This is a genomic window from Neptunomonas qingdaonensis, from assembly GCF_900113275.1.
Classification (GTDB): domain Bacteria; phylum Pseudomonadota; class Gammaproteobacteria; order Pseudomonadales; family Balneatricaceae; genus Neptunomonas; species Neptunomonas qingdaonensis.
In genome coordinates this window covers 16695-27306 of the sequence record NZ_FOOU01000024.1, presented here as the reverse complement: position 1 = coordinate 27306, position 10612 = coordinate 16695, and the positions used below count along the sequence as shown (strand labels likewise).

Below are 10612 nucleotides of genomic sequence, written 5' to 3'. Positions count from 1 at the left end.
TATTGCCTTTAACGAAAGGTTTAACATATTGAGGTGGGATTAATCGAACGTCATGACCGTGCTCCATACAGAGGCGGCCTAACCAATGCGCACCACCACAGGCTTCAAATGCAATCAGACACGGCGGTAGTTGAGCGATAAAAGTTATGAGTTTTTGACGAGAAAGTTTCTTTTTACAGACTTGTTGATCGTGGGAGTCACAACCGATTAAATGAAAAGAAGACTTGCCTAAATCGATTCCAAGGACTTTGATATACATGAGATGGTTCTCCTTGTTGGTTTCGTCACCTTTCCAGCATAGCTGGTTAAAAGCGAGGGGAACCATCTCATTAAGCCCGGAAAACCGGGCTTTTTCGAAAGAAAAATCATTATTTGATTTTAGCTTCTTTATACATAACGTGCTGACGAACTACAGGATCAAATTTTTTGATCTCGAATTTCTCAGGCATGTTGCGTTTGTTCTTATCAGTTGTGTAAAAATGACCAGTGCCTGCAGAAGAAACCAGACGGATCTTTTCACGATTACCTTTAGCTGCCATCGTCTAGCTCCTTATACCTTTTCGCCACGCGCACGTACTTCAGCAAGTACTGCATCGATGCCGTTTTTATCGATAATACGCATGCCTTTAGCAGTTACACGCAAACGAACGAATTTATTTTCACTTTCAACCCAGAAACGGTGCCAGTGCAGGTTAGGAAGAAAACGACGGCGCGTTTTGCGCTGTGAGTGGGAAACGTTATTCCCTGTTACTGGGCGCTTGCCAGTAACCATACAAACTTTAGCCATAATCAAAGCCTCAAATTACATTATTTACTTCTAGTGTGGATTTTTATTGGCTACGTAACAGATAAACAATATCAATAGCCTCAGGCGGAGCGTTCCAAAACCGAACTGAATCCCGTACCAAGCACGAATAGAAGGAGCGGCATTATATAGACAAGTGATTGCAAATACCATTAAGAATTACTAAATCAAGAGCAGATTGTAGAAATTAAGCGAGCATACTGAGTGCACGTGTAAGAAACTTACAAAAGCGATACAAAAAAACAGATACCCATTGTTATTTTCGTATAACGTTGATATTCGTCATATAAGAACAACAAAAACTTATTTAAGATTGAAGAATACCGCATCCCTTCACGGGGACCGCAACCTAAACAGGATAGTCCAATGAATAATAACAAAAACAATCACAAAAATGCCGACAATGATAATCCCTTGATGGATTTTACAAATTGCCACGTGGGCATTATCAAAAACTTCGAACAACTTCGCACCCTCGCCACAACGACTATCAGCGAGCCTGTTACACCAGATATTAAACAAATGGCCGCACAGCTATACGGCTTTTTCCATGAAGTAGTTCTGACACACCATGAAGAGGAAGAGGAAGAGCTATTTAATGTGGTGATTGACTGTGCTAAGCGGGGCGAAGAGACCCGCAAAGCAAAAAAAATGATTAAGCAGCTAACAAACGAGCACCGCATGCTTGAGATGCAATGGAAACTCATTGAACCTGATATCAAACAACTGGCAAAAGGTAAGCCTGTGATATTTGATCAAGCGATGGCGCTTCGATTAGCAACGAACTACCTTGAGCACGCCCAGTTTGAAGAAAGAGAGTTTCTCCCTCTCTCCGCCGAAATATTAGGCGACAAAGGCCTCTCGTCACTGGGTATGTCTATTCATATGCGCCACACACCACTGGGCGTTTTAAATTATATGTAAATTCTGCATATAAGATCAGGGGAATAGGATCAGAATATAACATCAGAGCAACCCCAGCTCGGCAAAAGAGACCACCTCTGAGTCACCGACTATCATGTGATCCAGCACTCTGATATCTACCAGCATTAACGCATCAATCAAACGCCGGGTTATCTGTTTATCAGCCAAGGAAGGCTCTGCAACACCCGATGGGTGATTGTGGGCAAGAATAACCGCGGCGGCATTCACAGAAAGTGATTTTTTAACAACTTCTCGTGGGTAGACAGAAGCAGCGTCGATAGTGCCGTAAAAAAGGGGTTCAAAACGGATGATTCGATGTTTATTGTCCAGAAAAAGACACGCAAACACCTCCTGCTGATGATGCCGCATCTGAGCCAGCAAATACTGCCTGACAGCGCCAGGACTTTCCATCAATTCGCCCCGTTGCAACGATGCCATTAAATGCCGGCGACTCATTTCCAATACAGCCTGCAACTGTGCATATTTAGCCGGACCTAACCCCAGAGCTTCACAAAAGTCATCTTGCGAGCTTTCCAATAATGGGCGCAGCCCACCAAAACGCTTTAATAGATCACGTGCCAAATCAACAGCACTCACGCCTTTAATCCCGGTTCTTAAAAAAATGGCCAGTAGTTCTGCATCGGATAAAACCGATGCTCCGTGTGCCAATAATTTCTCCCGCGGGCGCTCCAGCGCCGGCCAATCGGTAATCGCCATCGACATATTCCTTATGCTTACTGCGTAATATCTAATGTAGGTCTACGCAAAAAATCCCTGAAGTGGTATCTTACACCTCTTTAGAAAACTGTGTAATCTCGGGTTGCTCAAGGTATGTATAGACTTACTAACAAACAGATAATTTTAGGCATAACAGGTGGCATCGCGGCCTACAAGAGTGCCGAGTTAACACGCTTATTAAAAGGCGCCGGTGCAGATGTCCGAGTTGTAATGACTCCGGCAGCCACTGCTTTTATCACGCCTCTCACTTTACAAGCACTTTCAGGACACGCGGTTCATCTTGAACTCCTGGACCCGGAAGCCGAAGCAGGCATGGGTCATATTGAGCTCGCTAAGTGGGCTGACCTGATTGTTATTGCACCCGCCAGTGCAGACTTTATGGCTCGTTTAGCCAACGGCTTGGGCAACGATCTATTAAGCACCATTTGCCTTGCTACTGCAGCCCCCATCTGCCTCGCTCCCGCCATGAATCAAGCGATGTGGCGCTCAGCAGCGACGCAGCAGAATGTCGCCACACTGCAGCAACAAAAGATCCGTTTATGGGGGCCTGGTGTCGGTGAGCAAGCCTGCGGGGATACGGGTCCGGGACGCATGATTGAACCTGGCGAGATTATGGAGTACGTTGCTGAATGTTTTAACAGCGGCGCACTGGCAGGATTAAACGTGCATATTACCGCAGGTCCGACCCGGGAACCGCTGGACCCGGTGCGCTACATTTCAAACCATAGCTCCGGCAAAATGGGCTATGCACTGGCCGCTGCTGCTGCCGATGCAGGCGCTCGCGTTCGCTTGATCAGCGGCCCTGTTAACCTGACAGTTCCTACACATGTTGAACGCATATCAGTCACCACCGCCGAAGAAATGTTACAAGCTTCGCTCGAAGAGATTAATCATTGCGATATTTTTATCGCCTGCGCGGCCGTGGCAGACTATCGGCCGACCTCTATTGCTGAGCATAAGATCAAAAAGGGCAACGAAGAGATCATGGAGCTTCATCTGGTGAAAAATCCGGATATCGTGGCCACTATTGCTGCCAGAGAAGACAAGCCCTTTACCATCGGCTTTGCAGCCGAAACACGTGATGTCATTAGCTATGCCCGCGGCAAACTAGACCGTAAAAACCTGGATATGATTATTGCCAACGATGTGTCTCAGGCGGGCATTGGTTTCAATAGTGACGAAAACGCCGTCACCTTAGTCACTCACACCACTCAAATTGATATTCCGCAAACCAGCAAGCGCCAGCTGGCAACACAGCTTATTGAACAAATATCATTATTATACAAGACAGAAAAATGAAAAAAATACAGGTTAAAATTCTAGACGATCGCATTGGTCAGGCCTTTCCTCTACCCAACTATGCAACACCAGGATCAGCAGGACTGGATCTACGCGCCTGTCTTAATGAGGCATTGTCCTTGTCACCGGGACAGACTGAGCTGATTCCAACCGGTATGGCTATTCATATAGAAGATCCATCACTCTGCGCGATGATCCTTCCTCGCTCAGGCCTGGGACATAAGCATGGAATCGTACTGGGAAATTTGGTCGGGCTGATCGATTCTGACTACCAGGGACAGCTCTTTGTATCCTGCTGGAATCGTGGCGACACAACCTTTACCGTTGAGCCAGGTGAACGCATTGCTCAGTTGGTACTGGTGCCGGTGGTTCAGGCTGACTTTGAGATTGTAGACACTTTCACCGATACTGAACGTGGCGACGGCGGGTTTGGCTCGTCTGGCCGCTCATGATTTTTACAGGGACGACCAAATGACATATACACTTGAGCACCTTGATCAGGAAATTTTTCGCGCTTATGACATTCGCGGCATTGTAGATGAAGCACTGACCGATCCAGTGGTCTATCATCTGGGCCGTGCATTTGCCGCGCAAGCACAACAGCAACAGATTAAAACTGTCGTTGTTGGTGCAGATGGACGTTTATCCTGCCCTCGCTTAAAAGATGTGCTGATTCAGGGATTGCGTGAAGGTGGTGCAGATGTCACAGATGCCGGATATATCCCTACCCCGCTGTTATACTTCGCTGCCCATCACACCGACAGCCAAACCGGTATCATGATTACCGGAAGCCACAACCCCAGCAACTATAATGGCTTCAAAATGATGCTCGGTGGTAATACACTGGCAGGTGACGAGATTCAGGCACTGAAACATCGCATACTGCAACGAGATTACACGCAAGGCAAAGGGGAACTTGGCAAGATAGATATTCGCCCGCAGTACCGCAAGCGTGTCAGCGAAGATATCCGCCTTAAACGTAAGCTAAAAGTTGTGATTGACTGCGGAAACGGTATTCCCGGCGACATCGCACCCCGGTTGATTGAACAGCTGGGTTGTGACGTTATTCCACTGTATTGTGATGTGGACGGAAACTTCCCGAACCACCACCCGGACCCAAGCAAACCGGCCAACCTCATTGACTGTATAGCCGCCGTAAAAGAGCATAAAGCAGACCTTGGCCTGGCATTTGACGGTGACGGGGATCGCGTTGGCGTTATCACATCCAGCGGCGCCATGATCTATCCGGATCGTGTCATGATGCTGTTTGCTGAGGACATACTACAACGCAATCCTGGCTCGGAAATCATATATGATGTCAAATGCTCTCGCTTATTAGGCGACGTGATCCGCAAAGCGGGTGGCAAAGCAACGATGTGGAAGACCGGCCATTCACTCATCAAACGTAAAATGAAATCATCCGGGGCACTGCTTGCGGGTGAAATGAGCGGCCATATATTCTTCAAAGAGCGCTGGTTCGGTTTTGATGATGGTTTATACAGTGCTGCTCGTTTACTGGAAATATTATCCACCCGCACAGAAACACTCGATGAAATTTTCGCCCACTATCCTGAAGATATCAGCACCCCGGAGCTGAATATTGATGTACGTGATGATAACAAGTTCGGCATTGTCGCTAAGCTCCAGGCACTTGAGTATCCAGACGGTATCGCCAGCCGTATCGACGGTATACGTGTCGATTACCCTGATGGCTGGGGACTGGTCAGGGCATCGAATACCACGCCAGTGTTAGTCTTACGCTTTGAAGCAGCCAATGAAACGGCCCTCAAGCGTATTCGGGATCAGTTTCAGGAGCGCTTATTTGCCGTTGATCCAAGCCTCACCATTCCCAACGAATAAGCATTATTTTCAGGAGTAGAAAACGCCATGCCATTAAATCGCCAACAAGCCATGCAGACCGCAGAGGTACTCAGCGAAGCGGTTCCTTACATCCAGCGCTTTGTGGGTAAAACCATTGTGATCAAGTATGGCGGCAACGCCATGACCGATGACAAATTAAAAAACAGCTTCGCTCGTGATATCGTCATGATGAAACTGATTGGACTGAACCCTATCGTTGTTCATGGTGGCGGGCCACAGATCGGTGACCTACTGCAAAAGTTAAACATTGAATCGCACTTCATCAACGGTATGCGAGTCACTGACTCCAAAACCATGGATGTCGTAGAGATGGTACTTGGCGGCATGGTTAACAAAGAGATTGTTGGCCTGATCAATAGCAATGGCGGCAAGGCGATCGGCCTTACAGGTAAAGATGGTCATTTACTCGGGGCAAGAAAACTCCGGGTAAAACACAAAACACCTGAGATGGAAGCACCTGAAATCATCGATATAGGCCACGTGGGTGAAGTCGAACATGTCAATACTGCCGTTCTGGACATGCTGGCAGACTCTGACTTTATCCCTGTAATCGCCCCTATTGGCGTGGGTTCTGACGGCGCTTCCTACAATATCAATGCGGATTTAGTCGCCGGTAAAGTGGCTGAGGTACTGAAAGCAGAAAAGTTAATGCTGCTGACCAATATTGCTGGCGTGATGGATAAAGAGGGCAATGTCCTGACCGGTTTATCCACAAAGCAAGTGGACGAACTCATCGCAGACGGCACTATCTATGGCGGCATGCTACCAAAAATTGATTGCGCACTCAGCGCTGTCAAAAGTGGCGTAGTCAGCGCTCATATTATTGATGGACGTGTTGAGCACTCATGCTTATTGGAAATATTTACCGACGAAGGTGTAGGTACGTTAATTACAAACCGCACCCTATAGCAGGTTTTACATGAGCGAGAGCACAAAAGAAAACTCGAAAGAGAGCACTAAAGTGTCCAGAAGCGAGCAGATTCTCCAAGCGCTCGCCCGCATGCTAGAGTCCAATCACGGCCAACGCATCACTACAGCAGCTTTGGCGAAGGAAGTAGGCGTTTCAGAGGCAGCTCTGTATCGCCACTTCCCAAGCAAAGCACGCATGTTTGAAGGCCTGATTGGCTTCATTGAAGAGACTATTTTCTCCCGGGCTAATCTGATCAGCGCATCAAACAGCCCAGCAATACGCCAATGCGAACAGATCCTGACGTTGGTATTGGCTTTTGTTGAACGTAACCCGGGCATGGCGCGCATCCTGACCGGAGATGCGCTCGCCGGTGAAACAGACCGCCTGCGTCATCGTGTAAACCAATTTTTTGAACGATTGGAAACGCAATTAAAGCAGATTATGCGTGAGGCAGAGTTTAAAGAAGGACTGCGTACAGAAACCACCGCCGCTATCACTTCAAACCTGCTGATATCAGTCATTGAAGGTCGTATCCGTCAATTTGTAAGAAGCGAGTTCCAACGAAAACCTACTGAAAACTGGAACGATCAATGGCAGCGACTCGCCATAGGATTATTTCGAGCAGCAAATTAACAAGCTTAACATTCATGCTTTTCAGGTAGATCACAACCAGATAACATATGATTATCAATGAGTTGCGGTTTTTTCGCCAACTCTAGCAGACGCGCTGTTTGTTGCTGCTGCATCAGCAGCGCGGGAGCCGACACTAATTGCACTCCAGCCTCATCCAATGCCGGAATCGCCTTCTCCAGAAACCTTGTCGTTATCGGATAAGGATGACCTATTACAATCGCAGTACCATATTTTCGGGCAATTTTCACTGCACGAACAAACTGTCGGTTTAAAAATACCTCTGTCTGCTCATGATCGAGAAATATATCCCGGCTTAGTGCAGGCACACCTTCGTTACGCGCCGTTTGCCAGGCAACACTCCCCCCTGTTGTTCGACTATCAAGAAAGAAGAGTCCTCTGGACTTGGCGACTTCCATCACCCATCTCATCGGGGTACGCTGGCGTGTTAACAAACTTCCCATGTGGTTATTCAAACCTGCCGCATAGGGAACCGCATCCAGGCCAGCATTTAAGATCTCTTTAAAGCGTGCCTCACTCAGACCCTGTGTCAGCGCTCCAGGGCCTAATTTCAGATTCTGCGTATTAGCCATGGGCACATGTAACATCACATCTTTACCCAACCGGTTAGCCTCAAGCGCCAATGGCCGACCATACGCCGAGTGAGGTAATACGGCGTATGTGACAGGCCCCGGTAATGCTAAAGCCGCCTCACCCTCAGCCAGATTATTACCCATATCGTCGATAACAATAACAATGCGCGGCTGAACGATAGCATCCAGAGCTACGGCATCCAGATCACCAGCCAAACTATTAAGGCTGATTGCATAAATACCCCAAGCAAGCCAACGCGCAAACAGCATCATTACGAGGAGGTCACTTTACCAACAATCGCTACTGCTTTAAGTAAATTAAGCGCTTCATAGAGTTGATAGTCACGCTCTGCTAAACCTTTGCCAGCATCCTCGAGCTGTGCATCTTCAGACTCATCAACCTGACCATTAAACAGGTGCCCTGACAGGTCCTTTTCTTTAGGAAACGCCCTTACTTGTAATTTTTTTAATTCCGCCTCCTCTACCACCACATCCGGCTGAATACCTTGTGCCTGAATTGAACGGCCACTGGGGGTAAAGTAACGTGCCGTGGTTAACTTCAAAGCGCGCTGATCGGTCAAAGGCAAAATGGTTTGCACTGAACCTTTTCCAAAGCTTGCCGTTCCCATAATAACAGCACGCTTATGATCCTGAAGTGCACCGGCCACGATCTCTGAAGCAGACGCAGAGCCCCCGTTTATCAATACCGCCATCGGCACATCCGCCAATACAATGTCATCTGTCGCTAAAAACTCTGTATCGGCGCTCGATAAGCGGCCTTTTGTATAAACAATCATGCCTTTATTAATAAAAGCATCTACCACTTCAACGGCCGCCTGAAGCACCCCACCTGGATTGTTGCGCATATCCAACACCAGGCCTTTTATCTCACCTTGTGACTGGATTTTATGCAAAACCTGCTTTAGATCCGAACCGGTATTCCCCTGAAACTGGGTAATACGAATATAGGCATACTGGTCACCTAACATCCGATGTTTAATACTGGTAACCTTGATGACATCGCGAATAACTTTGATATTCCTTGGTTTTTCCTCACCTTCACGCAAAATAGTGAGAATGATTTCAGTACCTGGCTTCCCCCGCATACGATTAATTGCATCATCCAGGCCCATGCTTTTGACGGGTTCATTATCAATACGGGTAATCAAATCACCGGCTTTAATACCTGCCTTAACCGCCGGAGTATCATCAATCGGCGTAATAACCCGAATGAAGCCATCTTCCAGGCTAATCTCAATACCAACACCGCCAAACTCGCCACTGGTATGCTCCTGCAACTCTTCAAAAGCCTCTGGCTCAAGATAAGAGGAATGTGGATCCAGCCCCGCAATCATGCCACGGATAGCATCTTCCAGAACTTTTGCATCATCTACAGGCTCAACATATGAGTTCTTAATACGGTCAAATACTTCACTAAAGCGCCTCAGCTCTTCTAAGGGCAATTTTTTGGCTGTCTCCTGATGTACCACTTCCTGAAGAGGAGCGGCCTGCACTTCCCCTATAGCACCTAGCCCCGTAACACTTATCCCTGTAACAGCTAACCCTGTAACACTTAGTCCTGTAACACGTAGCCCCACACTAAAAATCACATTGATCAGCTTTAACGAAAACTTCATTACTGCCACCCCGTTTTAAAGAACATGTACCATCCTTATTGAGCGACAAACCAACGTTTAGGGTTGATCGCTTTACCTTTGTGTCGGATCGCAAAATATAAGCCGGGGTCAATATTACCACCGCTGCTGCCTATAGTAGCGATAGACTCACCTTGTGAAACCCAATCGCCTGTTTCCTTTAGCAAACTATCATTCTGACCATATAAACTCATATATCCATCACCATGATCAATAATGGTCAGCAACCCATAGCCTCTGAGCCAGTCCGAAAAGACTACCCGGCCATGATGAACCGCCGCAACAGCGCTTCCTGTTGTCCCTGCCAGTAAGACACCATCGTAACTGAGATTATCCTTAACATTACCAAAGGCACGTAGAATTTTACCCCTGACCGGCCATTGTAGTTTCCCCTTAAGACTGACAAACGCTTTATTATTCTGCGTGAGATTGGCCGAGGAGACCGATTTTTCAATCTCAGCCAGCAATTTTTCCAACCGCTTTTTATCAATATTCAGCTTCCTAAGCTTAGCTTGTGCGCTACTGACTTGCTTTTTCACAGCGGCCAGTGATTGCTGCCGCTGTTCTCGTAAGGCCTCAAGCTCAACTAACTTAGCCTGCAAATTATCACGACTATTCCTGATATTCTGTTGTGTCGAGTCAATCGACAGATGTGTCGATTTCAAATTGCGCAATAACGTCTGAAACTGAGTCATCTCTACAACCTGAGCAGCACTGAAGCGATCATAATAGTGCGTCATGCGTGATATCTGTTCCGGATCTCTCTGATTCAACAACATAAATAGTCTTGGCTGTGCACCCAAACGATACTGTTGCCGAATAATTTCCTCTAAACGGCCGCGGCTTTCTTGCAAGTTTTTTTCGAGACGGCTCTTTTCCATCTCAAAGCCTGAAAGGTCATCACCCAACAAGGCCAGTTTCTTATCCAGTTGATAAACCTGCTTGCCTAACTCGTTAATCTCTTGCTCTGTTACTGCCAGCGAACGCTCGGCAGAACTCTGCTTTTTCTGATCCCTTTTGAGACTCGCTTGTACTTGATTAATACTCTTCTTAAGAGTGTTAAGCTGGGACTGAGTGGCTTGCTGATCAGCCGCCACAAGGTGATTGCTAGTCAACCCTATAAAGAGAAGACAGAAACACACTAACCCATTTAAAAAAGGCCGCAACAGCGGCCTTA

12 protein-coding genes and 1 pseudogene are annotated in these 10612 nt (G+C 47.2%); 6 read left to right on the top strand and 7 right to left on the bottom strand.

Annotated features, from left to right (window positions below; translation table 11 throughout):
- The 3 genes and pseudogenes from BM099_RS19915 to rpmB form a co-directional block, all read right to left on the bottom strand.
- A pseudogene (locus BM099_RS19915) lies at window positions 1-259 on the bottom strand (hypothetical protein); the annotation flags it as partial.
- A 109-nt stretch (window positions 260-368) separates the two neighbouring features.
- Window positions 369-539, bottom strand: coding sequence for a 50S ribosomal protein L33 (gene rpmG, locus BM099_RS19910; RefSeq protein WP_028470634.1), 171 nt, complete (start codon window positions 537-539; stop codon window positions 369-371).
- A gap of 11 nt (window positions 540-550) precedes the next feature.
- A complete protein-coding gene (rpmB, locus tag BM099_RS19905; protein WP_090731007.1) occupies window positions 551-787 on the bottom strand; it encodes a 50S ribosomal protein L28 in 237 nt (78 codons plus the stop codon).
- Window positions 788-1171: 384 nt separating this feature from the next.
- On the opposite strand from rpmB, the gene BM099_RS19900 reads away from it, so the two are divergent.
- Window positions 1172-1729 (top strand): hemerythrin domain-containing protein, encoded by a 558-nt coding sequence (locus tag BM099_RS19900; RefSeq protein ID WP_090731002.1) that lies wholly within the window; start codon window positions 1172-1174, stop codon window positions 1727-1729.
- Window positions 1730-1771: 42 nt separating this feature from the next.
- On the opposite strand, the gene radC is transcribed toward BM099_RS19900, so the two are convergent.
- On the bottom strand, window positions 1772-2446 hold the full coding sequence (gene radC / locus BM099_RS19895; protein WP_090731001.1) for a RadC family protein: 675 nt from the start codon (window positions 2444-2446) through the stop codon (window positions 1772-1774).
- Window positions 2447-2560: 114 nt separating this feature from the next.
- Between radC and coaBC the strand changes: the two genes are divergently transcribed.
- From coaBC to slmA, 5 genes are read left to right on the top strand one after another with little or no spacing between them, the layout of a single operon-like run.
- Window positions 2561-3766 carry a bifunctional phosphopantothenoylcysteine decarboxylase/phosphopantothenate--cysteine ligase CoaBC gene (gene coaBC, locus BM099_RS19890; RefSeq protein WP_090730999.1) on the top strand — a complete coding sequence of 402 codons (1206 nt, stop codon included), beginning with the start codon at window positions 2561-2563 and terminating at the stop codon, window positions 3764-3766.
- Window positions 3763-4218 (top strand): dUTP diphosphatase, encoded by a 456-nt coding sequence (gene dut, locus BM099_RS19885; RefSeq protein WP_090730997.1) that lies wholly within the window; start codon window positions 3763-3765, stop codon window positions 4216-4218. The genes coaBC and dut overlap by 4 nt, the downstream gene beginning before the upstream one ends.
- A gap of 19 nt (window positions 4219-4237) precedes the next feature.
- Window positions 4238-5626: a phosphomannomutase/phosphoglucomutase gene (locus BM099_RS19880; protein WP_090730995.1), complete on the top strand. Its 1389-nt coding sequence runs from the start codon at window positions 4238-4240 to the stop codon at window positions 5624-5626.
- 27 nt (window positions 5627-5653) lie between these two features.
- Window positions 5654-6556 carry an acetylglutamate kinase gene (gene argB, locus BM099_RS19875; protein ID WP_090730992.1) on the top strand — a complete coding sequence of 301 codons (903 nt, stop codon included), beginning with the start codon at window positions 5654-5656 and terminating at the stop codon, window positions 6554-6556.
- A 10-nt stretch (window positions 6557-6566) separates the two neighbouring features.
- Window positions 6567-7190: a nucleoid occlusion factor SlmA gene (gene slmA, locus BM099_RS19870; protein WP_090730990.1), complete on the top strand. Its 624-nt coding sequence runs from the start codon at window positions 6567-6569 to the stop codon at window positions 7188-7190.
- Between the two features lie 5 nt (window positions 7191-7195).
- On the opposite strand, the gene BM099_RS19865 is transcribed toward slmA, so the two are convergent.
- Genes BM099_RS19865 through BM099_RS19855 form a run of 3 tightly spaced genes read right to left on the bottom strand, consistent with a single transcriptional unit; the run spans window position 7196 to window position 10532 of the window.
- Window positions 7196-8053: a divergent polysaccharide deacetylase family protein gene (locus tag BM099_RS19865; protein WP_090730989.1), complete on the bottom strand. Its 858-nt coding sequence runs from the start codon at window positions 8051-8053 to the stop codon at window positions 7196-7198.
- Window positions 8053-9417, bottom strand: a complete 1365-nt coding sequence (locus BM099_RS19860) for a S41 family peptidase (RefSeq protein WP_090730987.1) — start codon at window positions 9415-9417, stop codon at window positions 8053-8055. Before BM099_RS19860 ends, BM099_RS19865 begins: the two co-directional genes overlap by 1 nt.
- A 35-nt stretch (window positions 9418-9452) precedes the next feature.
- Window positions 9453-10532: a murein hydrolase activator EnvC family protein gene (locus BM099_RS19855; protein ID WP_090730985.1), complete on the bottom strand. Its 1080-nt coding sequence runs from the start codon at window positions 10530-10532 to the stop codon at window positions 9453-9455.
- Between the last annotated feature and the right edge of the window lie 80 nt (window positions 10533-10612).

What these genes read in the sequence shown, in the direction of transcription:
- radC (WP_090731001.1), bottom strand. Translation starts at nt 2,446, where the DNA reads ATGGCGATTACCGATTGGCCGGCGCTGGAGCGCCCGCGGGAGAAATTA.
- BM099_RS19860 (WP_090730987.1), bottom strand. Translation starts at nt 9,417, where the DNA reads ATGAAGTTTTCGTTAAAGCTGATCAATGTGATTTTTAGTGTGGGGCTA.
- BM099_RS19865 (WP_090730989.1), bottom strand. Translation starts at nt 8,053, where the DNA reads ATGATGCTGTTTGCGCGTTGGCTTGCTTGGGGTATTTATGCAATCAGC.
- dut (WP_090730997.1), top strand. Translation starts at nt 3,763, where the DNA reads ATGAAAAAAATACAGGTTAAAATTCTAGACGATCGCATTGGTCAGGCC.
- rpmG (WP_028470634.1), bottom strand. Translation starts at nt 539, where the DNA reads ATGGCAGCTAAAGGTAATCGTGAAAAGATCCGTCTGGTTTCTTCTGCA.
- BM099_RS19900 (WP_090731002.1), top strand. Translation starts at nt 1,172, where the DNA reads ATGAATAATAACAAAAACAATCACAAAAATGCCGACAATGATAATCCC.
- rpmB (WP_090731007.1), bottom strand. Translation starts at nt 787, where the DNA reads ATGGCTAAAGTTTGTATGGTTACTGGCAAGCGCCCAGTAACAGGGAAT.
- argB (WP_090730992.1), top strand. Translation starts at nt 5,654, where the DNA reads ATGCCATTAAATCGCCAACAAGCCATGCAGACCGCAGAGGTACTCAGC.
- coaBC (WP_090730999.1), top strand. Translation starts at nt 2,561, where the DNA reads ATGTATAGACTTACTAACAAACAGATAATTTTAGGCATAACAGGTGGC.
- slmA (WP_090730990.1), top strand. Translation starts at nt 6,567, where the DNA reads ATGAGCGAGAGCACAAAAGAAAACTCGAAAGAGAGCACTAAAGTGTCC.
- BM099_RS19880 (WP_090730995.1), top strand. Translation starts at nt 4,238, where the DNA reads ATGACATATACACTTGAGCACCTTGATCAGGAAATTTTTCGCGCTTAT.